The following is a 23,594-nucleotide window of genomic DNA, read 5'->3' on the forward strand; positions in this document are numbered from 1 at the left end:
GCCTTGGGCGGCGCGGGCGCAGGGCGCGGGCCGGGCGGCGGCGCTTCCTTCTTCTTTTCCTCGGACGGGGCCGGCGCTGGGCCGCCCTGCACCGCCTGCGCGAGCAGCATCGGCGCGGACGCGCTCTCGGCCGCCGCGGGATGACCGATCAGCGACCCGAGCGTCAGCGCCGTGGTCGCGAGCAGTGCAACATTTAGCTTCGTCATCAAACAGACCCTCAATGGAGCAGGCGGATGTCGCGCGACGCAGTCGAGCGGTGATCCGCCGTGTTCCGATGAACGACAAGGCGTGAGGCTCAATTGTGGCAACCGGCTTCAGCCGAGAAGAAAAAATTCCGCCGCGTGCGAGGCTCGAACGCGGCGGTATTCATCACGAGTTCAGGACTGGGATGAGCAGTACGGCGACAGGCGACTCGTTGGTACGCAGCGTACTAACACGCACGCAGTGACGGCCTGACGATTAGCGAGCGCCGACCTCACGCCACGCCAGGATTGGGAGCGCCGGGACCGGGAGGCGATCGCACCGGCAGTTCGTCCGGCATCTGTCCAGGGAGTTCATCCGGCTGCGGCGGCGCGCCCGGCTCAGTGATCGGCGGTGGGATATCCGGATTTGGATTTCCCGGCGGCTGCTCCAGCGGCGGCTCGGTCGGCGTACCGGGCGTGCTCGGCGGCACCTCCGGCGGAGGCGTCGCGGGTCCGGGATTGTTCGGGACTTCCTGAGGCTCGCCGGGCGCCATTTAGATCGCCACCTTGGCGTTTTCGCCGAGATCGGGCCGACCGCCGGTCGCAGCCGCCACCATCATCTTGGCGTAGCTCACCAGGGTGCCGGGCGAATCCCAATACTCGGCTTCCTCCGGCGTCACCTTGAGCACACGGATGTTTGGATCATCCGGGCTGTCCCACCACGCCTTGGCCTCGGTGCCGAACAGCTCCTTGATCTTGGCGCGGTCGTTGCTAATCGCCGCATATCCGGTGACCGAAACGTACTTTTGCGCGCTGGCGTTGGCGAAGCCGAGATTGACGTGGTGATCCTGCGCGATCTCCTCATCCTTGTGGCGACGGACGTCGGTGAGGAAATAGATCGCGCCTTCTTCGGGCCTCACATAGGCGGCCATCGGGCGCGAGCGGATCTTTTCGCCGTCGCGCGTCGCCAGCATCGCGAAGGTGATCTTCTTCATCAGATCCCAGGCATGCTGCGCATTGCCTTCGTTCATCGTCGCCGCCATCTCGCTCTCCCTTGTTCGTCAGCGGCGATAACGATCGCTTTGCGGCGATGTTCCGCGGGGGCGAGGCGACGAGGCTGCGCCGTCATTGCGAAGAGGCGAAGCCGACGAAGCAATCCAGAAGCCTCTTGCAAGGGGCTGGATTGCTTCGCTTCGCTCGCCATGACGACGGAGAGATCCGCGATCAAAACAAAACGGCCGGGCTTTGGCCCGGCCGTTGGTATCGACGATAACTTGCGCGCGTCAGATCTGGCGTTCGACCAGCTTGAGCTTGAGATTGGCGATCGCTTCCGACGGGTTGAGACCCTTCGGGCACGCCTTGGCGCAGTTCATGATGGTGTGGCAGCGATAGATCCGGAACGGATCTTCGAGGTTGTCGAGGCGCTCGCCGGTGGCTTCGTCGCGGCTGTCTTCGACCCAGCGGGTCGCCTGCAGCAGCGCGGCCGGGCCAAGGAAGCGGTCCGAGTTCCACCAGTAGCTCGGGCACGAGGTCGAGCAGCATGCGCACAGTATGCACTCGTACAGGCCGTCGAGCTTCTCGCGGTCGGAATGGCTCTGCCGCCATTCCTTCTGCGGGGTCGGCGTCACGGTCTGCAGCCAGGGCTGGATCGAGGCGTACTGCGCGTAGAAATTGGTCAGGTCGGGAACCAGATCCTTCACCACCGGCTGATGCGGCAGCGGATTGATCTTCACCGCATCGTCGCGAACGTCGTCCATCGCCTTGGTGCAGGCCAGCGTGTTCTCGCCGTCGATGTTCATCGCGCACGAGCCGCACACGCCTTCGCGGCAAGAGCGGCGGAAGGTCAGGGTCGGGTCGATGTTGTTCTTGATCCAGATCAGGCCGTCGAGAACCATCGGGCCGCAGTCGTGCTTGTCGACGTAGTAAGTATCGACGCTCGGGTTCTTGCCGTCGTCCGGATTCCAGCGATAGACGCGGAATTCACGAACCTCGGTCGCGCCTTCCGGCTTCGGCCAGGTCTTGCCGCCGACAATCTTCGAATTCTTCGGAAGTGCGAATTCAACCATCTCGTTGCCTCTGGCTCTGCGCGTCATTGCCGGGGTTGACCCGGCAATCCATCTTCTTGCGAAGATGATGGATGCCCGGGTCAAGCCCGGGCATGACAGTTCGTTCTCTGGCGATCAATACACCCGCGGCTTCGGCGGAATGTACTGAACGTCGTTGGTCATCGTGTAGTCGTGCACCGGCCGGTAATCGATCGTCACTTCGCCCTTATCACCGATCCAGGCCAGCGTGTGCTTCATCCAGTTGGCGTCGTCGCGATCCGGGAAGTCTTCGCGGGCGTGGGCGCCGCGGCTCTCGGTGCGGTTGGCGGCCGAGTTCATCGTCACCACCGCCTGGACGATCAGGTTGTCGAATTCCAGGGTCTCGACGAGATCCGAATTCCACACCAGCGAGCGATCCGACACGCCGACATCGCCGACGCTGCCATGGACGTTGGCGATCAGTTCCTTGCCCTCGGCGAGGACTTCACCGGTACGGAACACCGCGCAGTTGTTCTGCATCACGTGCTGCATCCGCTCGCGCAGCTTGGCGGTCGGGGTGCCGCCCTTGGCGTAGCGATACTTGTCGAGCCGCGACAGCGACATGTCGGCGGAGCTCGCCGGCAGCTCCGGCTGCTTGCCGTTCGGCACCAGCTTCTCGGCGCAGCGCAGCGCAGCGGCGCGGCCGAACACCACGAGGTCGATCAGCGAGTTGGAGCCGAGGCGGTTGGCGCCATGCACCGACACGCAGGCGGCTTCGCCGATCGCCATCAGGCCCGGCACCACCGCGTTGTCGTCGCCGTCCTTCTTGGTGACGACTTCGCCGTGGAAGTTCGTCGGGATGCCACCCATGTTGTAGTGCACGGTCGGCAGGATCGGGATCGGCTCGCGGGTGACGTCGACGCCGGCGAAGATCCGCGCCGACTCCGAGATGCCCGGCAGCCGCTCGTGCAGCACTTCCGGCGCCAGATGGTCGAGGTGCAGGAAGATGTGGTCCTTCTTCTTGCCGACGCCGCGACCTTCGCGCATTTCGATCGTCATCGCGCGCGAAACCACGTCGCGCGAGGCGAGATCCTTGGCCGACGGCGCGTAGCGCTCCATGAAGCGCTCGCCCTCGGAGTTGACCAGATAGCCGCCTTCACCGCGGGCGCCTTCGGTCACCAGACAGCCCGAACCGTAGATGCCGGTCGGGTGGAACTGAACGAACTCCATGTCCTGCAGCGGCAGGCCGGCGCGCAGCGCCATCGCGCCGCCGTCGCCGGTGCAGGTGTGCGCCGACGTGCAGGAGGCGTAAGCGCGGCCGTAGCCGCCGGTCGCCAGGATGGTGGTCTGCGCCTTGAAGCGATGGATGGTGCCGTCGTCGAGCTTCAGCGCCACGACGCCGCGGCAGCACCCCTGATCGTCCATGATCAGGTCGATGGCGAAGAACTCGATGTAGAACTCGGCCGAATGGCGCAGCGCCTGGCCGTACATCGTGTGCAGCATGGCGTGGCCGGTGCGGTCGGCGGCTGCGCAGGTGCGCTGCGCCTGACCCTTGCCGAAATCCATCGTCATGCCGCCGAACGGGCGCTGATAGATCTTGCCGTCTTCGGTGCGCGAGAACGGCACGCCCCAATGCTCGAGCTCGTACACGGCTTCCGGCGCGTTGCGGACCATGTACTCGATCGAGTCCTGGTCGCCGAGCCAGTCCGACCCCTTCACGGTGTCGTACATGTGCCAACGCCAGTCGTCCTTGTGCATGTTGCCGAGCGAGGCCGAGATGCCGCCCTGCGCCGCCACGGTGTGCGAGCGGGTCGGGAACACCTTGGTGATGCAGGCGGTGCGGAGGCCCGCCTCGCTGCAGCCGACCACCGCGCGCAGGCCCGCGCCGCCGGCGCCGACCACCACGACGTCATAGGTGTGGTCCTCGATCGGATAGGCGTAGCCGCCCGCCGCCGGGGCGCCGTTGACGTTCGCCGCCATGCCTTAAACTCCGGATGCCATTTTGAAGATCGCAAAGATCGCGGCCAGCGCCACGGCGATCGAGAAGAAGTTGTTGGCCATGATGGTGACCAACTTGAGCTTTTCGTTCTGGACGTAGTCTTCGATCACCACCTGCATGCCGATCTTCATGTGGATCGCGGAGGCAATGATGAAGAGGATCATGATCAGCGAGATCAGCGGCGAGCCGAGGATCTGCGCGGCGGCGGCTTGGTTGCGGCCGAGCAGCATCATGATCACCACGATGGTCGGCAGGATCAGCAGCGTCATGGCGACGCCGGTGATGCGCTGACGCCAGAAGTCCGAGGTTCCGGAACCGGCCGGGCCGAACTTGCGGACCTTGCCGATCGGGGTGCGCATCGAGGACGGCGTGCGCGCGCCGTGTGCGTCGCCGCTCATCGGGCCACCCCCATCGAATAGGCAATCACCCAGAGCAGAACGGTCAGCACGATGCCGCCGATCAGCGCCGCCCAGGTCAGCCACTCGCGGTCGGCGGTCTTGAAGCCGTAGCCGAGGTCCCAGACGAAATGGCGGACGCCGCTGAGCATGTGGTGCATCAGCGACCAAGTGTAGCCGAACACGATCAGCCGGCCGATCCAGGAGCCGGTAAAGGCCTGGACATTGGCGTAGGCGGTCGGGCCGGCGGCGCAGGCGATCAGCCACCACGCCAGCAACAAAGTTCCAGAATACAGGGCAACGCCGGTGGCACGATGGACGATGGACATCGTCATCGTCAGGCTCCAGCGGTAGGCCTGCATGTGAGGCGAAAGCGGTCGTTCGATCCTGGCGGTCATCGGCTCAATCGGTTGGCGGCGAGCGGACAGGGCCCCGGGGAGAGGCTCGCGAAGGTGCCTCTATTTACGGAGCTCATTGATTGAGCGCAACGATGAAATGACATCCACAGAATTTCAGTTCATTTTTTGAAGTCGCGTCGATGCAAGGCCCTGGCTGCCCTCCACAGGTGCCCAGGTGGTTCGAGCGCTGAAGGTCGATTCACAACCCGAGACCGGCGCCGAGTTGCCACGGCGAGCCAGCTGCTCGGCGCAAACTGGACGAATTCTGATCGGCAGCTTGCGAGCCCGCTTTCGCGACCAGCCGCCGCATGCGACAGTTTGGCCATCATCGCCGGGATTTCCCTGTCCCGCAGCACCGCGTTCAGTCTGCATGAGCCACGATCATCATCACCATCACGGGCCCGGTGCCGCACACGGCGCCGGCGGTCACAGCCACGCGCCACAAGATTTCGGCCGCGCCTTTGCGATCGGTATCACCCTGAATCTGGTGTTCGTGGTTGCCGAAGCGGCATTCGGTTACTTCAGCAACTCGATGGCGCTGATCGCCGACGCCGGCCACAATCTGTCCGATGTCGCCGGACTGGTGGTGGCGTGGATCGCGGCCGGGCTGGCGAAGCGACCGCCGTCGGCGCGTTATACCTATGGGCTACGCGGCTCCTCGATTCTCGCAGCGCTGTTCAACGCCGTCTTCCTGCTGCTCGCAGTCGGTGCGATCGGCTGGGAAGCGGTGGTGCGTCTGTTCACGCCCGAGCCCGTCGCAGGTATCACCGTGATGGTGGTGGCTGGCATCGGCATTGTCATCAATGCCGTCACCGCCTGGCTGTTCGCATCGGGCCGGCACAGCGACCTCAATATCCGCGGCGCTTACTTGCACATGGCAGCCGATGCGGCGGTGTCAGCGGCCGTGCTGGTGGCCGGCGTGATCATCCTGTTCACCGGCTGGTACTGGATCGATCCGGCCGTCAGCCTGGTGGTCGCGGTGGTGATCGTGTGGGGAACGTGGGGCCTGTTACGCGACTCCACCGCGCTGTCGCTCGCCGCGGTACCGCGCGGCATCGACCCGACGGCAGTTCGAGCGTTCCTGTCGAAATTGCCCGGCGTCACCCAGGTGCACGACCTGCACATCTGGGGGATGTCGACCACCGAAGTCGCGCTGACCTGCCATCTGGTGATGCCCGGCGGCTCACCGGGCGATCCGTTCCTGGTCGACCTCGCCCACGAACTCCAGCATGATTTCGGCATCGCGCACACCACCGTGCAGATCGAGACCGACCCCAACACCGTGTGCGCCCTGGCGCCGGATCACGTGGTGTAGGTGAGCTTCTGCTTCGCTCAGCCGACCTCCCGCACTGGGGAGGGCTTTAACGAGCCTCTCGCACCATCAAAGCCGTAGTTAGTTCGGCCGCCCCATCTACCGTCATTCCGGGGCGCTCGCGCCAGCGAGCGAACCCGGAATCTCGACGTGGTGGAAACGACTTGGTGCGCAACAGTCTCGGGATTCCGGGTTCGCGCTACGCGCGCCCCGGAATGACGGCGCGAGTTGTTACTTGTAGATGTCCTTGTAGGTCTCGCGCAGGACGTTCTTCTGGACCTTGCCCATCGTGTTGCGCGGCAGGTCGTCGACGAAGATCACCTTCTTCGGCATCTTGAACTTGGCGAGCTGGCCGTCGAGGCCCTTGATCACCTGCGCCTCGTCGATGCTGGCGCCCTTGTCGCGCACCACCACGGCGGTGACGCCTTCGCCGAAATCGGCGTGCGGCACGCCGATCACCGCGGACTCGACCACGCCCGGCATCGCGTCGATCTCGCTCTCGATTTCCTTCGGATAGACGTTGAAGCCGCCGGTGATGACCAGATCCTTGCCGCGGCCGAGGATGTGAACGTAGCCGCGCTCGTCGATCTTGCCGAGGTCGCCGGTGATGAAGAAGCCGTCGCCGCGGAATTCCGACTTCGTCTTCTCCGGCATCCGCCAATAACCCTTGAACACGTTCGGGCCCTTCACCTCGATCATGCCGATCTCGCCGCGCGGCAGCTCCTTGCCGGTTTCCGGATCGGTCACCCGCGCCGATACGCCGGGCAGTGCCGGCCCGACCGCGCCGGGGACGCGGTCGCCGTCATACGGATTCGAGGTGTTCATGTTGGTCTCGGTCATGCCGTAGCGTTCAAGCACGGCGTGACCGGTCTTTGCCGCCCATTCGCGGTGGGTATCGGCGAGCAGCGGCGCCGAGCCGGAGATGAACAGCCGCATATGGCTGGTCGTCTCCTTGGTCAGCCGCGGGCTCTGCAGCAGCCGCGTGTAGAACGTCGGCACGCCCATCAGCACGGTGGCGCGTGCCATCAGGTCCAGAATCTTGTCGGGATCGAACTTCGGCAGGAAGATCATCGATCCACGCGCGAACAGCGTGACGTTGCTGGCCACGAACAATCCATGCGTGTGATAGATCGGCAGAGCGTGAATCAGCACGTCGTCCGGCGTGAAGCGCCAGAACTCCACCAGCGTCAGTGAATTCGACGCGAGATTGTCGTGGCTCAGCATCGCGCCTTTGGAGCGGCCGGTGGTGCCCGACGTGTACAGGATCGCCGCCAGATCATCGGCGCCGCGTTCGACCGTGGCAAACGCCTCGTCGGCCTGCGCGGCCGCGTCGGTCAGCGAGCCCTGGCCGTCCGGTCCGAGCGTTTCGACCGTGGCGCCGACCTTGGCGGCGATCGCCGCGATGCCGTCGCGCTTGGAGGGATCGCATACTACGATCTTCGGCTCGGCATCGGTGATGAAGTAATCGAGCTCATGCAGCGTATAGGCGGTGTTGAGCGGCAGATACACGCCGCCGGCCCGTACCGTGGCGAGATACAGCACCAGTGCCTCGACCGACTTCTCGGTTTGCGCCGCAACACGGTCGCCGAGCTTCAACCCCCGCGCCACCAGCACGTTGGCGACGCGCCCTGCCCGCGCCACCAGATCGGCGTAGCTGATCTTGTCGCCTGCCGCGGTTTCGATCGCGAGTTTGTGCGGGTCGTCGAGCTTATCGAACAGGCGGGCGAACAGGTTGGCGTTCATGTCGATGTTCCGGTCGCGTCAGGTTGTCGGGAAAGCGCCGTTGATTAGCAAGAACGCTCCGACCAGCGCAACGCCAGAACCGGTCCGTGGCGCGCCTAAACGAACAAAGTCGCGTTCGGTTTCAGCCTGCGACAAAAAAGAATTCCTGAAACGGCGCTGAAAACCTCCCGTAGCTCGCCGCGACGAGGCGCCGAGCCCTTGAAGGTGCACGCCAGCGTCACTCAACCCGCCCGCGGCGATCGCGGGCTGCCATCACTCTCGGGAGACGAACCATGACGAAGCGAATTGCTCTGCTGACCGCCGCCGCCTTCAGCGCTCTGGCGCTCGCCGCCACTGTGAGCGTCCCGGCCTCCGCCGAATCCGGCAAGATGATGAAGAGCTCCGGCGACACCGTGATGGTCGGCGGCGCGCCGATGTATCCGTCGAAGAACATCGTCGAGAACGCCGTCAAGTCCAAGGATCACACCACGCTGGTCGCCGCCGTGAAGGCCGCCGGCCTGGTCAAGACGCTGGAGGGCAAGGGCCCGTTCACCGTGTTCGCGCCGACCAACATGGCGTTCGACAAGCTGCCGGCCGGCACCGTCGATACGCTGGTGAAGCCGGAGAACAAGAAGCAGCTCACCAAGATCCTCACCTATCACGTGGTACCCGGCAAGCTCGAAGCCGCGGACCTCACCGACGGCAAGAAGCTGAAGACGGTGGAAGGCGAGACGCTGACCGTGAAACGGATGGGCGATCAGGTGATGCTGATCGACGCCAAGGGCGGCAGCTCGACCGTGACCATCCCGAACGTCAACCAGTCCAACGGCGTGATCCACGTGATCGATACCGTGCTGCTGCCGTCGTAATCGCGGGCTCACCTCCGCGGCGCATGATGTCCCCCTGGCGCCGCGGAGGCTGCGGCAAGCTGCCGCGAGCGAGGGCGCGGGCCGGGCAACCGGCTCGCGCTTTCGTGATCCTGCTCGCGCGCGAAGCCGCAATGATCGATAATCGGCAGTAACGAAATCGGCGCATTGCCCGTAATGTCCGGTGCAACCGCTGGCTTCCAGGAATAGGGCCGATGTCTACCACCATCCTGAATGAACCTGCCCCGACCACCACCGCGATCGCCGAGCCCCGCGCCACCCTGCAGCCGGTGTGGGTGCGGGTGATGCATTGGATCAACGCCGCCGCGATGCTGGCGATGATCCTGTCCGGCTGGCAAATCTACAACGCCGCGCCGCTGTTCGACTTTCAGTTCACGCGGGCGCTGACGCTCGGCGGCTGGCTCGGCGGCGGACTGCTGTGGCACTTCGCAGCGATGTGGGTGCTGGTGATCAATGGCGTGCTGTATGTCATTCTCGGCTTCGCCACTGGCAGATTCCGGCGCAAGCTGTGGCCGATCACGTTGTCTGGCATCACCTCCGATTTGTCACAGGCAATCCGGCTGCGGCTCTCCCACGACGACCTCAGCCGCTACAACACGGTGCAGAAGCTGCTCTATGTCGGTGTCCTGATCGTCGGCGCGCTGTCGGTCGCATCGGGCCTCGCGATCTGGAAGCCGGTGCAATTCCATTCACTCACCGCGCTGCTCGGCGGCTACGACACCGCGCGCTACGTGCATTTCGGTGCGATGAGCGCCATCGTCGCGTTCTCGGCCATCCATATCCTGCTCGCCGCCCTGGTGCCGAAGGCGCTGCGGGCGATGATTATCGGGCGCTGACCACGAAGCCGTTTCTCCGTTATGACGAGTGCGGCGAAGAAGCCAGAACACGGTGCACTTCGCTCCGCCCACTGACGCCAAGAGGACAAGGATATGCTGCGCATCAACAAACTGCTGATCCCTGGCGTCGACAAGAAGCTGCTGGTCCGCGATGCCGCCAAGCTGATGCCTGACGTGTCGCGGCGGCGCTTCCTCGCCGGCGGCGCCAGCCTCGGGGCGCTGACGCTACTGACCGGCTGCGACGTGGTCGACGGCGCCTCGGCCGAAACGCTATTGGCCAAGGTGTCGAAGTTCAACGATGCGGTGCAGGCGGCGATCTTCAACCCGAACACGCTGGCGCCGACCTTCAGCGAGAAGGACATCACGCGGCCGTTTCCGTTCAACGCCTACTACTCGCTCGACGAGGCACCGACGATCGACAGCAGCGACTGGAAACTGGAGGTGTCGGGCCTGGTCCAGAACAAGAAGAGCTGGACGCTGCAGGAACTGACGCAGCTGCCCGAGGTGTCGCAGATCACCCGGCATGTCTGCGTCGAAGGCTGGAGCGCGATCGGCCATTGGAGCGGCGTGCGACTGCGCGACTTCCTCGAGCTGATTGGTGCCGACACCAAGGCGAACTACGTCTGGTTCCGCTGCGCCGACGACTACACCTCGCCGATCGACATGCCGACCGCCCTGCATCCGCAGACCCAGATGACCTTCAAATTCGGCGGCGAGGTGCTGCCCCGCGCCTACGGCTATCCGATGAAGATCCGGATTCCGACCAAGCTCGGCTTCAAGAATCCCAAATACGTCGTGTCGATGGAAGTCACCAACGACTACAAAGGCGGCTATTGGGAAGACCAGGGCTACAACTCGTTCAGCGGGTTGTAGTCGCCCTCGCACGTCGCGATTCCGGGTTCGCTCGCTGACGCGAGCGCCCCGGAATGACTCGTGGAAGTTCTGTCACGTCCCAACAGTCACAAATGGTTCCCGGCCTGATCCGCGGCCAATCGCGTGTTGGCGTCGCGGCGGCCGCGATGTTAGCGTCGCGCATCACGTTTCAGAACACGTCACGGGAGGTCCTGATGATCCTGCAAGCTTTGTTGTGCACCGGCGCGCTGCTCGGCGTCACCACGGCGGCGATGGCGGCAGACAGCGCCAAGGCGACGCTGAAGAATGCCGAAGGCGCCGAGGTCGGCACCGCACTGCTGACCGAGGGCAGCAAGGGCGTCACCATCAAGCTGGCGCTGAAGGGCCTGCCGCCGGGCGAACACGCTTTCCACATTCACGCGGTCGGCAAATGCGAGCCGCCGTTCACCTCGGCGGGCGGCCATTTCAATCCGGACAACAAGAAGCACGGCAAGATGGCCGAGGGCGGCGCCCATGCGGGCGACATGCCGAACCTCGATGTGCCGGCCTCCGGCGCGCTGAGCATCGACGTCGTCAACGACGCGGTGACGCTCGCCAAGGGCAAACCGAACTCGGTGTTCAAGGACGGCGGCACCGCACTGGTGATCCACGCCAAGGCCGACGACTACAAAACCGACCCCGCCGGCAACGCCGGCGACCGCATCGCCTGCGGCGTGATCGAACAGTAGCAGCCCGCACCGTCATCCCGGGGCGCGCGTAGCGCGAACCCGGGATCTCGATGTTCAGGGCACGCACCCAAGAGACCACGGCACAATAACATCGTCATTCCGGGTTCGCGCTGCGCGCCGCGGAATGACGATGTTAGTTACTTCCCTGCAGCGGCCGTTGAAAGGCCGACAGCAAGGCCCCGAGTGCCAAGGTCGCGGCCGACACCGCTAGCGCCGAGGACAGCGAGCCGATCGCGTCGGTGATGGCGCCAACCACCAGCGGGCCGAGCGTCTGGCCGATACCGAACGCGATGGTCATCGCGGCGATCGCACCGGGCCAGGAGGCCTGCGGATAGTTGAAGCGGACGAACGCGGTCGTCGAGGCCACCACCGCGAAGAACGACACCCCGAACACCAGCGCCGAGGTCGCCAGCATCACGGGCGACAGGCTGAACAGCGGCAGCACGGCGCCGACTGCATTGACGGCCAGGATGATGGTGGTCGACAGCCCGCCGCGATGCAGCGCCATCACCCGGCGCCAGACCCAGGGCGTGACGAAGGCGCTGATCCCGATCAGGCACCAGAACGCGCTCTGCGCCGCGGCGCCGCCGCCGGCGTCGCGCACATAGGCGATCATGAAGGTCATGTAGGCGATGTAGCCGGCGCCGAACATGAAGTAGCCGGCCAGATAGATCAGCACCGGGGCGATCCGGAACGGCGCGGCGCGGCCGCCGCCGAGCCCGGCATCGACCCCGATCGGCGCCAGCAGCACCGGCAGCGCCATCGCGGCCGATAGCGCCGCGAGCACCAGCCAGCCCAGCCACCACGAGCCCGGGCCGGCGGCCTGCAGCAGGAATGGCGCGATCAGCCCCGACGACAGGATGCCGATGCCGGGGCCGGCATAGAACAGGCTGAGCAGAAACGCCGACCGCGCCGGCTGCGCCTGGGCGATCGTGGTGGCGAGCGCCCCGCCGGCCACGAATGCCAGCGCCGCGCCGATGCCGGCAATCAGCCGGGCGGCGGACAGCAGCGCGAAATTGCCGGAGATCGCGCACAGCACCAGCGAGGCGACGCAGGCCAGCGTGCCGACCCGCACGATCGCCGCCATGCCGAACCGGGCGACCAGCCGGGACGTCACCAGCGCGCCGGCCAGATAGCCGGCCGCATTGATGGTGTTCATGAATCCGGCCGCCGAATACGACCAGCCGAGGCTGTCGCGCATGTCCGGCAACAGCAGCGAATAGGCGAAACGGCCGATGCCGAGCCCCACGGTCGGCGCGAGCGACAGGATCAGGATCAGGCGCGCGGGATGAGCGGGCGCCGCCTCGGTGCGGTCGAGCAGGGTCAAGGAAGGTCTCCGGCGCGGTCATTGTGACAGCGAATGCGCCCCACCCGCAACACGCACCGGCGGCAACACTGTCTTGCCAAGCCCGCACCGGCGATCTAGCACTCGGCCCGCGAATTCATTTCTTCCTGTCATGCCCGGGCTTGACCCGGGCATCCATCCTTCTCGAAACGATGGATCGCCGGGTCGAGCCCGGCGATGACGCTTGCAAGGACCCGATCATGGCAACGCACAAACTGCTTCTTCTTCCCGGCGACGGCATCGGCACCGAAGTGATGGCCGAGGTCAGCCGGCTGATCGACTGGCTCAACAAGGCCGGCATTGCCAGCTTCGAGACCGAGCACGGCCTGGTCGGCGGCGCCGCCTATGACGCCGACAAGGTCGCGATCACCGACGCCACCATGGCGCTGGCGCTGGCCTCCGACGCGGTGATCTTCGGCGCGGTCGGCGGCCCGAAGTGGGACGGCGTGCCGTACGACGCCCGCCCCGAAGCCGGCCTGCTGCGGCTGCGCAAGGATCTCGGCCTGTTCGCCAATCTGCGGCCGGCGGTGTGCTACCCGGCGCTGGCGGATTCCTCGAGCCTGAAGCGCGACGTGGTCGAAGGCCTCGACATCATGATCGTCCGCGAGCTAACCGGCGGCGTGTATTTCGGCGAGCCGAAGACCATCACCGACCTCGGCAACGGCCAGAAGCGCGCGGTCGACACCCAGGTGTACGACACCTACGAGATCGAGCGGATCGGCCGGGTCGCGTTCGACCTCGCCCGCAAGCGCCGCAACAAGGTCACCTCGATGGAGAAGCGCAACGTCATGAAGACGGGCGTGCTCTGGAACGAAGTGATCACCGCCGTGCACGACCGCGAATACAAGGACGTCCAGCTCGACCACCAGCTCGCCGACTCGGGCGGCATGAACCTCGTCAAGTGGCCGAAGCAGTTCGACGTCATCGTCACCGACAACCTGTTCGGCGACATGCTGTCCGACATCGCCGCGATGCTGACCGGCTCGCTCGGCATGCTGCCGTCGGCGTCGCTCGGCGAAGTCGACGCCAAGACCGGCAAGCGCAAGTCGATGTACGAGCCGGTGCATGGCTCGGCGCCCGACATCGCCGGCAAGGGCATGGCCAATCCGGTGGCGATGCTGGCCTCGTTCGGCATGGCGCTGCGCTACTCGCTCGACATGGGCGCGCTCGCCGACAAGCTCGACGAAGCGATCGCCGCGGTGCTGGCCAAGGGCCTGCGCACCGCCGACATCAAGAGCGAAGGCACCACGGTGATCTCGACCTCGCAAATGGGCGAAGCGATCGTCACCGAACTGCAGGCGCTGCACGCCTGACGGTCTCACTCGCGGGCATGGTCCGCGAAGCCGTCTTCAAGAAATCCGATGGACCGCCGGGCCAGCCCCGGCGGGGACGTCGAGCAAAACAAAAAACGCCCGCCGGATCCGGCGGGCGTTGTCGTTTCTGGCGCTGTCGCGGGCGGCGGCGGGTGCCGCGGGCCGATCAGTACAGCGGGAAACCGGTCGGAGAGCCGCCGAGATCGGAGGCCGGATTGAGCGGCCAACGGTCGAGCGGGCGCTGGCCGTTCTCGCGGGCGAACGAGTAGCCCGGCGGGAAAGCGTAGTCGGAGAAGTGGCGTTCGCCCGGCTGCACTTCGGTGCCGGCGTCGAGCCAGGACCGCTTGGTGACGTACACACGGGTGCGGGGGCCGGCCTGATAGACCACGTTCGGGCCGCGGGAGCCGTAGCGGATCTGGTCGGAGGTGCCGTAAACCCGCTTCTTCTTCGGCGCGGCATCGGCATTGCTGACGCCGATCACGGCGACAGCGGCTGCCGCGAGCAGCACCGGCAACAGTCTGGCGGCAGTGGATTTCACGAACATCGGGGTCCCCATCGGCAGGCGCATTCCAGGTTCGTCCTTTGTAGCCGCCGCCGCACACCGGCCACAAGATCAATCCGGCAACACCGGCCGACAATCATTCAATCCGGCCGTCGCCAAAATGTTGCATCAACTCCAGGACGTTACGCCGCCCCGGCAGGTCTCCAGCTCATAGCCGGCCGCGCAGCGACGGGTCCTGCGGACCGGTCAGCCAGTCGGCGGACGCCGCTGAAGCCGCGGACTGATTCGGCCCGCAGCTGCCGCGCCGCAGCTCGGCCTCGGCAAACGCGGCGGCCGTCGCCGCATCGCCGCTCAGCAACACCAGCCGGTCGAGCAGACAGGCCACCGCGGCCCGACGCTGCGGCGCGGTGTCGCCGCGGCAGGAGAAGCCGGAAATCCGCAAGCTTGCGGCGTCGATCGTTTTGACGAAGCCCAGACAGGAGCCGGACGGACGGTCGCTGCCCGCAAGGCTGAACAGCGGCACCGGGCCGAACTTGGTGTCGATCACGCCGGCGGTCTCGATCGTCGCGGTCCCGCTCGGGTCCATCCGGGCCGCCAGGGCGGCTTCGGCCGTGGCGCGGGACGTCTCGCTGCCGACCCGGTAGATCTCGATCTCGGCCGCCACCGGCTCGCCTGGCGTAGCGAGGCGCAGGATGTCTTTGCGGCCGCCATCCGGGTGACGCAGGATTTCGGTGGTCTCGGTCTTGCCCGGCCAATCGAGCTGACTGAGCGCGTAGGCCGGCTGCGACCGCGTCGCCACGCTCCAGCCCGGTCCGGCCTCGGCGGTGGTCGCCGCGGTGATCGCGGCGTCGGTCAGCGGATTGGCGGTGTAGAATACAATCAGGCTGATCAGCGCCAGCGCGCCCACATAGGCCATCACCCGCAATACCGCGTCACGGCACTCGTTAGCGAAGCTGTCCAGCGCCGGATGAATCCGGTGCCGGGAGGCTGCGGCGCGGAGGGCTGGGCTGCTTCGCATTGCGTGGGCTCGAACGGGTATTACGTTGTGTCCGAGGCGTTTCTCGCATAGAAGCGCTGACTTCTCCTTGCTGCGGCATGCCGCAGCGGAGCAAATTCCTTCGGAGAGTGAACGATGGGTTACAAAGTCGCGGTAGTGGGTGCGACCGGCAATGTCGGGCGTGAAATGCTCGCCATTCTGGACGAACGCAAGTTCCCGGCCGACGAGGTGGTGGCGCTGGCATCGCGCCGCTCGGTCGGCGTCGAGGTGAGCTACGGCGACAAAACCCTGAAATGCAAGGCGCTCGAGCACTACGACTTCAGCGACGTCGACATCTGCCTGATGTCGGCGGGCGGCAGCGTGTCGACCGAATGGTCGCCGAAGATCGGTGCGCAGGGCGCGGTGGTGATCGATAATTCCAGCGCGTGGCGGATGGATCCGGACGTGCCGCTGATCGTTCCGGAAGTGAACGCCGCGGCCGCCGCCGGCTTCACCAAGAAGAACATCATCGCCAATCCGAACTGCTCGACTGCGCAGCTCGTCGTGGCGCTGAAGCCGCTGCACGACGCCGCCAAGATCAAGCGCGTCGTGGTGTCGACCTATCAGTCGGTGTCGGGCGCCGGCAAGGATGCGATGGACGAGCTGTTCTCGCAGACCAAGGCCGTCTACACCAACGACGAGCTGGTGAATAAGAAATTCCCCAAGCGCATCGCCTTCAACCTCATCCCGCAGATCGACGTCTTCATGGAAGACGGCTTTACCAAGGAAGAGTGGAAGATGGTGGTCGAGACCAAGAAGATCCTCGACCCCAAGATCAAACTGACCGCGACCTGCGTGCGCGTGCCGGTGTTCGTCAGCCATTCCGAAGCGGTCAACATCGAGTTCGAGAACCCGATCACTGCCGACGAGGCGCGCGAAATCCTGCGCAAGGCGCCGGGCTGCCTGGTGATCGACAAGCACGAGCCAGGCGGCTACGTCACGCCGTACGAAGCCGCCGGTGAGGACGCCACCTACATCAGCCGCATCCGCGAGGATGCGACGGTGGACAACGGCCTGGTGCTGTGGTGCGTCTCCGACAACCTGCGCAAGGGCGCGGCGCTAAACGCGATCCAGATCGCCGAAGTGCTGATCAACCGCAAGCTGATCACCGCCAAGAAGCAGGCGGCGTAACATCGCCAGTCAGCACGAACCGCGCAGTTCGCTTTGCTCGAAATCAACAATGGCCGGGGCTCACCCCGGCCATTCGCGTATCAGGGCCATGATCGGTACTGACGAAGTCACGGCGAGACGCTAGGCTGGTTTCCGCTTCACCAGCCTTGATGCGTGCCATGACCGATCAACCTCATCCTGCAAGATCCCGCGCGCCCGGCAGCCGGGTCGAGCGCGGCTTCGAGACCGTGCTGTTCAACAGCCGCTGGCTGATGGCGCCGTTCTATTTCGGCCTCGTCATCAGCCTCGCGGTGCTGCTCTACAAATTCGTGATGCTGCTGTACGAATTCATCGTGCATGCCACGATCGCCAAGGAAGCCGATATCATCCTCGGCGTGCTCAGCCTGATCGACGTGTCGCTGACCGGCAATCTGGTGCTGATCGTGGTGTTCTCCGGCTACGAGAACTTCGTGTCGCGGATCGATCCCGGCAATCACCCGGACTGGCCGGAGTGGATGACCAAGGTCGATTTCGCCGGACTGAAGCAGAAGCTGCTGGCTTCGATCGTGGCGATCTCGGCGATCCAGGTGCTGAAAGCGTTCATGAACATCGACAGCTACGACCAGACCAAGCTCGCCTGGCTGGTCGGCATCCATCTGGTGTTCGTCGCCTCGACGCTGATCCTTGCGCTGTCGGACCGGCTCGGTCATCACGGCGACGACAAAGGCGGCCATTAGCCGCCTTCCGCTAGGCTCCTTCCGACACAGCGTCATGCGCGGGCCTGACCCGCGCATCCATCCCGCGCGCAGCGCGGTGAAGAGAGCTGAGAGCTCTTACGACGCGACGGATTGCCGAGCCGAGACCGGCGATGGCGTTGCATCCGCCTCACACCACCTTTACGGCCGGCACGAACTGCTTGCTCTCCTGATCGAGCACGAACAGATCGCCGTCGGCGACGCCGAAATAGGCGCCGTGGAGTTGCAGCTTGCCGCGCTCGACCAGAATCTTGACGCAGGGAAACGTCATCAGGTTCTCGATGCTGCGGAACACCGCGGCCTTTTCGATCCGGGTGCGGAAGTCCTGCACGGTTTCGTGGTCGCGCTTTTCGACCACTTCGCCCGGCTTGGTGAACATCTGCATCCAGCGGCCGATGAAGTCGCTTTCGGTCAGCGGCGGGGTCTTGTCGGTGAACGCCTTGATGCCGCCGCACAGCGCGTGCCCAAGCACCACGATGTGCTTCACCCTCAGCACCTGCACGGCGAACTCCAGCGCCGCCGAGACGCCGTGGGCGCCGCCGTCCGGCTCGTACACCGGCACCAGATTGGCGACATTGCGCACCACGAACATTTCGCCCGGTCCGGCGTCGAAGATCACCTCCGGCGAGACGCGGCTGTCGCAGCAGCCGATCAGCATCACTTCCGGCGACTGACCGCGCTCGGAGAGTTCGCGGAAGCGGCTCTGCTCGGTCGGCAGCCGCTGCGTCCGGAACGCCTCGTAACCGTCGATCAGTGACTTCGGAAAGGATGTCATCGGCGCAGTTCCCTCCTTCGGGGTGCGGGGGTGAGGCGCGTCAGCGAACGATACCGCCGTCACAGCGCGCGCGGCCAGATGCCGCTCGCATAATCACAGGACGGCGCCGCGAACAAGCCTTCCGACCGGATGATCCAGATGCTATCGGCTCGGACGTTTTTGTGACGCCGAAGGGGGAACCATGATTCGACCGCGCCGCAGCCTGTTGTTCATGCCGGGATCGAACGCGCGGGCGCTTGAAAAGGCCCGGCTGCTGCCCGCCGACGGCCTGATCCTGGACCTCGAAGACGCGGTGGCGCCGGACGCCAAGGATACGGCGCGCGATCAGATCGCCACGGCGGTGGCCGCCAAGGGCTACGGCAAGCGCGAGATCCTGGTGCGGATCAACGCACTCGACACCGCGTGGTGGCAGGACGACATCGCGATGGCGGCGAAGGCCGGGCCGGACGGCATTCTGGTGCCGAAGGTCTCGACCATCGAAGACATCGCCACTGTCGGCAACAAGCTCGCCGAGCTCGGCGCCGATCCATCGATCCGGGTCTGGATCATGATCGAGACCGCGCGCGGTGTGCTGCACGCCGAAGAGCTGGCGGCGCAGAAGCAAGATGCCAAGTCGCGCCTGGAAGGCTTCGTGTTCGGCCCGAACGACATTTCCCGCGAGACCGGGATCCGGATGCTGCCCGGCCGCTCCACCATGCTGTCGATGATCACGCATTGCGTGCTCGCCGCCCGCGTCCACGGCCTGATCGCGCTCGACGGTCCCTATAGCGACATCGGCAATGTCGACGGCCTCGCCGAGGAATGCGCCCAGGCCCGCGACCTCGGCTTCGACGGCAAGACGCTGATCCACCCCGGCCAGATCGACGCCTGCAACGCGGCCTTCACGCCGCCGCCCGAGGACATCGCCCAGGCCCGCAAGATCCTCGCGGCGTTCGAGCGGCCGGAGAACCAGGGCCGCGGCGCGATCCAGCTCGACGGCCGTATGGTCGAACGCCTGCATGCCGAAATCGCCAAGAAGACGATCGCGATCGCCGACGCGATCGAAACGGCGGGCCACTAAGCGCCACGGACATCACTCAGTCGGGAGTCATTCCGGGGCGCGAGCGATAGCTCGCGAACCCGGAATCCCGAGATTTTTGTGCGACCGGCGGTGCTTTGAACGTCGAGATTCCGGGTCCGCCGCTTCGCGGCGTCCCGGAATGACGGAGCTTGGGCCTAAGCCTTCCGATCAGGCCGCCCGCACTGACGCCAGGAAATTGCCGACCTCGGCGCGGAGGCGGCTGCTCTCGCTCGACAGCGATTTGGCGGCAGACAATACCTGCACCGAGGCAGCGCCGGTCTCGCGCGCGCCGGCCTGGACGCGGGCGATGTCCTCGTCGACCTGCGAAGTGCCATGGGCGGCGTGCTGGATGTTGACCGCGATGTCCTGGGTGGCCATGCCCTGCTCTTCGACCGCGGAGGCGATCGAGGAGGAGATCTCCGACATCTGGCCGATGATCGAGCAGATCTCCTTGATGGCCGCCACCGACTCGCCGGTCGCCGCCTGAATGCCGGTGATCTGCTGGCCGATCTCGCCGGTGGCCTTGCCGGTCTGCTCCGCCAGCGCCTTCACCTCCGACGCCACCACGGCGAAGCCGCGGCCTGCTTCGCCGGCGCGCGCGGCTTCGATCGTCGCGTTCAGCGCCAGCAGATTGGTTTGGCCTGCGATATTGCTGATCAGCTCGACGACGTCCCCGATCCGGGCCGCAGCGGCCGACAATTCGCTGACGCGTTCATTGGTCCGGCGCGCCTGATCGGCCGCCTCGTTCGCCACGTTCGCGGAGGTCTGCACCTGCCGGCCGATCTCGTGCACCGACGCGGTCAATTCCTCGCTGGCGGACGCCACCGACTGCACGCCGGCTGACGCCTCCTGCGACGACGAGGCGACGCCCACCGCCAATTCGAGCGAGCGCGCCGCGGTCGAGGACAGCGAGTGCGCGGCGGCTTCCAATTCGTTGGCGGCCGACGACACGGTCTTGATGATCTCGCCGACTGCGTCTTCGAAGCCATCGGCGAGCCGCGCCATATCGGCCTTGCGCTGCTCGGCGGCAAGATGCTCCTGCCGGCTCTTCTCGGCGGCCTCGTGGTTCGCCTTCTCCTCGGCGTTGGCCTTGATCGCGGTGATCGCCTTGGCCATGCCGCCGATCTCATCGCTGCGGCCAGCCCCCGGGATCACCACGTCGAGCATGCCGGCGGCCATCGCCTGCATGGCGGCTGTGAGCCGTACCAGCGGACGGACCATTCCGACTGCAAGGCCCGCGACGCCGAGCGCGATCAGCAGCGCCGCAAAGCCCGACAAAATCCACACGATGGTCGAGTAGCTGCCGACCTGACGTGCGGCTTCGGTTTCGAGTTCGGCGTTCTCGGCGTTGGCGCGTTTGACGATGTCGTCGATGATGGCACGGTGCGCCGCATAGCTTGAATCGAGCTTGGTGTAGGCGGCTTCGGCCGCCGCTTGGTCACCTGCGCTCAAGGCCGGGATCAGCTCCTGTTCGGCTGCTTTCCAAAACTTCTGCACCGCCGCGTCGGAGTCGACGGTCAGCCGCGTCTTCAAAGCCGGATCGAGTTGGGAGCCCGACCAGTATTTCTGCCGATCGAGATAGTCGCGGTGCAGCTGTCCGAGCTTTGCCGCATGGGCGCGCCATTCGGACGGACGGCGCAACGCCAGCGTCGCTTCCAGATAGGCTTCGATTACATAGGCCGGTGGCGGCAGGATGTCGGCGACCAGATCGTTGCCAAGCTTGATCTGCGAATACAAGGGCCCGCCGACCCGCAATTGATTGAGCGCCATGATGTTGGTGGTCAGCATCGCCGTGAGGCTCACCAAAACAACCACGGCGAAAGCGACGATCATCGATGTGATCGAAAGACGAATTTTCATGACGTTTAGTCTCGGGTGGATCAGTTTCGATCTGATTAGTTCCACCGACTTAAGACGACGTTACGCCACGGGAGAATCCGTATCCAAAGATCGTAATCACACGAGGCGAAAACGACATACTCCCGTCATTCAACAATCACGCGAAGGCACGATTCTACGCAACGCAGAACCGCTTTTAGATTACTTCCAATCAGATGAATCCGCGTCACATCTGCGTCGTTAGTTCGAGACGGGCGGGGTGCAGACAGCCGTCGTTACGAACGCAAATTTCGAGACGCGTAGCACGCATGCATTGCGACGATGCGGCGCGCGAGTCCATACGACCATCGTGGCAGGGTCGCGGATCGGATCCACGCCACGCTTGGCACCGTCATTGCTAACGATCAAAATCGAGGCAGCGCCTCAATCCGATGCAAGCGTCGGCATTGCGGGTTGAGAAGCTTGAAGTAAGCGGAGACGCAATTGCGTGGTCGCATAGCGCGCTTCATCGATGGATCGAAGCCACCGCTCCGCGGAGCCCGCGATGCCGAACGTCTGCTCTCGCCGCGTCACGCGCGGGCAATCCGAAAATCCACGCCTCGAGGCCGACGTGACGCCAAAAACGCAAATGGCCGGGTCGAACCCGGCCATCACGTAGCTTGATCAGCGAACCGTCCGACTGAGCAAAAGCAGCGACATTCATTCGCCGCTTGTCTCCCCGCGCCGGACCAGGAGGCCGGGGCGTTACGCCCAGGCGCGCTCGGTCTTCAGCTTGGTCTCGTAGGCGTCGATCGACGGCTTCTTTTCCAGCGTCAGGCCGATGTCGTCGAGACCGTTGATCAGGCAGTGCTTCCGGAACGGGTCGATCTCGAACTTGATCACGCCGCCGTCCGGACCGCGGATTTCCTGCGCCGGCAGGTCGATCGTCAGCGTGGCGTTGGAGCCGCGCTCGGCATCGTCGAACAGCTTGTCGAGCTCGGCCTGCGACACGCGGATCGGCAGCACGCCGTTCTTGAAGCAGTTATTGTAGAAAATGTCGCCGAACGAGGTCGAGATCACGCAGCGGATGCCGAAATCGAGCAGCGCCCAGGGGGCGTGCTCACGGCTCGAACCGCAGCCGAAATTATCGCCGGCAACCAGGATCTTGGCGCTGCGATAGGCCGGCTTGTTGAGGATGAAATCCGGGTTCTCGCTGCCGTCGTCCTTGTAGCGCTGCTCCGAGAACAGGCCCTTGCCGAGACCGGTACGCTTGATGGTCTTCAGGTACTGCTTGGGAATGATCATGTCGGTGTCGACATTGATGATCTTCAGCGGCGCCGCGACGCCTTCCAGCGTGGTGAACTTGTCCATCGTCAGGTCTCCGGGGTTTCAAATGGTCTTAACGCCCCTTGGCCGGCGGTCAAGCCGGCAAACTGCAGGGCCGCGCGCGGCAGGCTCAATCCTCGACCGGCTCGTCGGCTTTGGCCTCGATCGCTTCCATATCGTCGTCCGACAGGCCGAAATGGTGGCCGATCTCGTGCACCAGGACATGGCGGACGATTTCGCCCAGGCTGTCGTCGTGCTCGGCCCAATAGTCGAGGATCGGCCGGCGATATAGCCAGATCATATTGGGCATCGGGGCGACGTCCTGGCTGGAGCGCTGCGGCAGGCCGATGCCCTGAAACAGCCCGAGCACGTCGAATTCGGTCTCGGCCCCGAGCTCGTCGAGCACCTCCTCGGTGGCGAAATCGTCGACCCGGATGATGACGTCCTCACACAGCGACCGGAACTCGCCCGGCAGGCGGGCGAACATCTCGTGTGCCATCTGTTCGAGCTCGGCGAGGGAGGGGGCTTTGGCATTGATCCACATACCGGCCGTTGTACGCGATCGGGTGGGGGCGGCAAGCGGCTTGCGGTTGACGACGGCGCCGTGATCGGGGACGTTGCCGCGGGGCTTTGAAGGGGCGGATGGCATGGACCAGCGCAGCAAGGGGCGGATCACGATCGCAGCGGCAACGCTGGGACTGGGGCTGGCTGTCAGCCTGCCGGCGACCGTGCCGGCTGGGGCCCAGCAGGCGGTGGCGACCACCTCGCGCCCAGCGGCTGATCGCCTCACCGACGTGTCGTCGCAGGAGCGGGTTCGCCGGGCGCCGCGGCGAGTGCCGGTCTATCCGCGCGACGAGGGCGACGACGTCATCCCGCGCTACAACCCGGGCCCGAACGCGGTCCGTGACTGTACCGCCAGCTACGTCCAGGAATATCGCCCGAGCGGCACCGTGATCGTGCCGCGGATGAATTGCTTCTGGCGGCGCGGCTGAGCCTCGCCTCCGCCTGAAAGCTTCGCAGCGACGCCGCGTTGGTACGCCAAGTACCAAGCAAATCCGAGGTCTTTCCGGAACTTCGCGCGCTGATCGCGCATTGCTGTGCGGCGAGTGGCGCATTCACTCCGCATTCACGTCGTGCCCGTCAGCCTGATTGTCAGGGGGTCATGCCGAGCGGCCCGCCGACCGCCAGCAAGCGGCCGGACGCGCGTCGCCAACCAAGG

The 23,594-nt window shown here is 65.2% G+C and carries 24 protein-coding genes and 1 pseudogene; 10 read left to right on the forward strand and 15 right to left on the reverse strand.

Going from position 1 to position 23,594, the window contains the following annotated elements; translation table 11 throughout:
* The 7 genes and pseudogenes from DY467_RS12120 to sdhC form a co-directional block, all read right to left on the reverse strand.
* Positions 1 to 206 (reverse strand): annotated as a pseudogene (locus tag DY467_RS12120) (OmpA family protein); the annotation flags it as partial.
* A 269-nt stretch (positions 207 to 475) separates the two neighbouring features.
* Positions 476 to 736: a hypothetical protein gene (locus tag DY467_RS12125; RefSeq protein ID WP_164636313.1), complete on the reverse strand. Its 261-nt coding sequence runs from the start codon at positions 734 to 736 to the stop codon at positions 476 to 478.
* Positions 737 to 1,225 carry a pyridoxamine 5'-phosphate oxidase family protein gene (locus DY467_RS12130; protein ID WP_107342465.1) on the reverse strand — a complete coding sequence of 163 codons (489 nt, stop codon included), beginning with the start codon at positions 1,223 to 1,225 and terminating at the stop codon, positions 737 to 739.
* Positions 1,226 to 1,465: 240 nt separating this feature from the next.
* A complete protein-coding gene (locus DY467_RS12135) occupies positions 1,466 to 2,248 on the reverse strand; it encodes a succinate dehydrogenase iron-sulfur subunit (RefSeq protein ID WP_011155784.1) in 783 nt (260 codons plus the stop codon).
* Positions 2,249 to 2,362: 114 nt separating this feature from the next.
* A complete protein-coding gene (sdhA, locus tag DY467_RS12140) occupies positions 2,363 to 4,186 on the reverse strand; it encodes a succinate dehydrogenase flavoprotein subunit (RefSeq protein ID WP_107342466.1) in 1,824 nt (607 codons plus the stop codon).
* 3 nt (positions 4,187 to 4,189) lie between these two features.
* Positions 4,190 to 4,603: a succinate dehydrogenase, hydrophobic membrane anchor protein gene (gene sdhD, locus DY467_RS12145; RefSeq protein WP_107342467.1), complete on the reverse strand. Its 414-nt coding sequence runs from the start codon at positions 4,601 to 4,603 to the stop codon at positions 4,190 to 4,192.
* The gene (gene sdhC / locus DY467_RS12150) at positions 4,600 to 4,998 is read right to left on the reverse strand and encodes a succinate dehydrogenase, cytochrome b556 subunit (protein ID WP_107342468.1); all 399 of its coding nucleotides are present in this window, start codon (positions 4,996 to 4,998) and stop codon (positions 4,600 to 4,602) included. Before sdhC ends, sdhD begins: the two co-directional genes overlap by 4 nt.
* Before the next feature lie 370 nt (positions 4,999 to 5,368).
* Between sdhC and DY467_RS12155 the strand changes: the two genes are divergently transcribed.
* The gene (locus DY467_RS12155) at positions 5,369 to 6,313 is read left to right on the forward strand and encodes a cation diffusion facilitator family transporter (protein ID WP_164636314.1); all 945 of its coding nucleotides are present in this window, start codon (positions 5,369 to 5,371) and stop codon (positions 6,311 to 6,313) included.
* Positions 6,314 to 6,541: 228 nt separating this feature from the next.
* Here the strand turns inward: DY467_RS12155 and DY467_RS12160 are convergent, their stop codons facing one another.
* Positions 6,542 to 8,053, reverse strand: a complete 1,512-nt coding sequence (locus DY467_RS12160; RefSeq protein ID WP_164636316.1) for a malonate--CoA ligase — start codon at positions 8,051 to 8,053, stop codon at positions 6,542 to 6,544.
* Between the two features lie 272 nt (positions 8,054 to 8,325).
* Between DY467_RS12160 and DY467_RS12165 the strand changes: the two genes are divergently transcribed.
* The 4 genes from DY467_RS12165 to DY467_RS12180 all read left to right on the forward strand — a co-directional run bounded on the left by DY467_RS12165 (position 8,326) and on the right by DY467_RS12180 (position 11,335).
* On the forward strand, positions 8,326 to 8,901 hold the full coding sequence (locus DY467_RS12165; protein WP_164636318.1) for a fasciclin domain-containing protein: 576 nt from the start codon (positions 8,326 to 8,328) through the stop codon (positions 8,899 to 8,901).
* 212 nt (positions 8,902 to 9,113) lie between these two features.
* A complete protein-coding gene (locus DY467_RS12170; RefSeq protein ID WP_164636320.1) occupies positions 9,114 to 9,755 on the forward strand; it encodes a cytochrome b/b6 domain-containing protein in 642 nt (213 codons plus the stop codon).
* 93 nt (positions 9,756 to 9,848) lie between these two features.
* A complete protein-coding gene (locus DY467_RS12175; RefSeq protein ID WP_164636322.1) occupies positions 9,849 to 10,628 on the forward strand; it encodes a molybdopterin-dependent oxidoreductase in 780 nt (259 codons plus the stop codon).
* Positions 10,629 to 10,822: 194 nt separating this feature from the next.
* Complete coding sequence (locus tag DY467_RS12180; protein WP_164636324.1) at positions 10,823 to 11,335, forward strand: superoxide dismutase family protein; 513 nt, start codon at positions 10,823 to 10,825, stop codon at positions 11,333 to 11,335.
* A 133-nt stretch (positions 11,336 to 11,468) separates the two neighbouring features.
* Here DY467_RS12180 and DY467_RS12185 read toward each other — a convergent pair whose 3' ends face one another.
* Positions 11,469 to 12,662: a YbfB/YjiJ family MFS transporter gene (locus DY467_RS12185; protein ID WP_164636326.1), complete on the reverse strand. Its 1,194-nt coding sequence runs from the start codon at positions 12,660 to 12,662 to the stop codon at positions 11,469 to 11,471.
* Between the two features lie 218 nt (positions 12,663 to 12,880).
* Between DY467_RS12185 and leuB the strand changes: the two genes are divergently transcribed.
* Positions 12,881 to 13,993, forward strand: coding sequence for a 3-isopropylmalate dehydrogenase (leuB, locus tag DY467_RS12190; protein ID WP_164636328.1), 1,113 nt, complete (start codon positions 12,881 to 12,883; stop codon positions 13,991 to 13,993).
* Positions 13,994 to 14,159: 166 nt separating this feature from the next.
* On the opposite strand, the gene DY467_RS12195 is transcribed toward leuB, so the two are convergent.
* A complete protein-coding gene (locus DY467_RS12195; RefSeq protein ID WP_012493995.1) occupies positions 14,160 to 14,561 on the reverse strand; it encodes a hypothetical protein in 402 nt (133 codons plus the stop codon).
* 142 nt (positions 14,562 to 14,703) lie between these two features.
* On the reverse strand, positions 14,704 to 15,513 hold the full coding sequence (locus DY467_RS12200; RefSeq protein WP_164636329.1) for a hypothetical protein: 810 nt from the start codon (positions 15,511 to 15,513) through the stop codon (positions 14,704 to 14,706).
* Positions 15,514 to 15,627: 114 nt separating this feature from the next.
* On the opposite strand from DY467_RS12200, the gene DY467_RS12205 reads away from it, so the two are divergent.
* Together DY467_RS12205 and DY467_RS12210 are read left to right on the forward strand one after the other, a co-directional pair.
* On the forward strand, positions 15,628 to 16,662 hold the full coding sequence (locus DY467_RS12205; protein ID WP_107342476.1) for an aspartate-semialdehyde dehydrogenase: 1,035 nt from the start codon (positions 15,628 to 15,630) through the stop codon (positions 16,660 to 16,662).
* Positions 16,663 to 16,820: 158 nt separating this feature from the next.
* A complete protein-coding gene (locus DY467_RS12210; RefSeq protein WP_164636331.1) occupies positions 16,821 to 17,378 on the forward strand; it encodes a TIGR00645 family protein in 558 nt (185 codons plus the stop codon).
* A 148-nt stretch (positions 17,379 to 17,526) separates the two neighbouring features.
* On the opposite strand, the gene DY467_RS12215 is transcribed toward DY467_RS12210, so the two are convergent.
* On the reverse strand, positions 17,527 to 18,171 hold the full coding sequence (locus DY467_RS12215) for a carbonic anhydrase (protein WP_107342478.1): 645 nt from the start codon (positions 18,169 to 18,171) through the stop codon (positions 17,527 to 17,529).
* Between the two features lie 181 nt (positions 18,172 to 18,352).
* On the opposite strand from DY467_RS12215, the gene DY467_RS12220 reads away from it, so the two are divergent.
* The gene (locus DY467_RS12220) at positions 18,353 to 19,231 is read left to right on the forward strand and encodes an HpcH/HpaI aldolase/citrate lyase family protein (protein WP_164636333.1); all 879 of its coding nucleotides are present in this window, start codon (positions 18,353 to 18,355) and stop codon (positions 19,229 to 19,231) included.
* 168 nt (positions 19,232 to 19,399) lie between these two features.
* Here DY467_RS12220 and DY467_RS12225 read toward each other — a convergent pair whose 3' ends face one another.
* From DY467_RS12225 to DY467_RS12235, 3 genes are all read right to left on the reverse strand, one after another.
* Positions 19,400 to 21,091 (reverse strand): methyl-accepting chemotaxis protein, encoded by a 1,692-nt coding sequence (locus DY467_RS12225; protein ID WP_164636335.1) that lies wholly within the window; start codon positions 21,089 to 21,091, stop codon positions 19,400 to 19,402.
* Positions 21,092 to 21,814: 723 nt separating this feature from the next.
* On the reverse strand, positions 21,815 to 22,420 hold the full coding sequence (leuD, locus tag DY467_RS12230; protein WP_107342481.1) for a 3-isopropylmalate dehydratase small subunit: 606 nt from the start codon (positions 22,418 to 22,420) through the stop codon (positions 21,815 to 21,817).
* 85 nt (positions 22,421 to 22,505) lie between these two features.
* Positions 22,506 to 22,919, reverse strand: a complete 414-nt coding sequence (locus tag DY467_RS12235; protein ID WP_164636337.1) for a metallopeptidase family protein — start codon at positions 22,917 to 22,919, stop codon at positions 22,506 to 22,508.
* Between the two features lie 103 nt (positions 22,920 to 23,022).
* Between DY467_RS12235 and DY467_RS12240 the strand changes: the two genes are divergently transcribed.
* On the forward strand, positions 23,023 to 23,367 hold the full coding sequence (locus tag DY467_RS12240; protein WP_164636339.1) for a hypothetical protein: 345 nt from the start codon (positions 23,023 to 23,025) through the stop codon (positions 23,365 to 23,367).
* Positions 23,368 to 23,594 lie beyond the last annotated feature (227 nt).

It is taken from the genome of Rhodopseudomonas sp. BR0G17, assembly GCF_010907025.1.
In the GTDB taxonomy this organism is placed as follows: Bacteria; Pseudomonadota; Alphaproteobacteria; order Rhizobiales; family Xanthobacteraceae; genus Rhodopseudomonas; species Rhodopseudomonas palustris_H.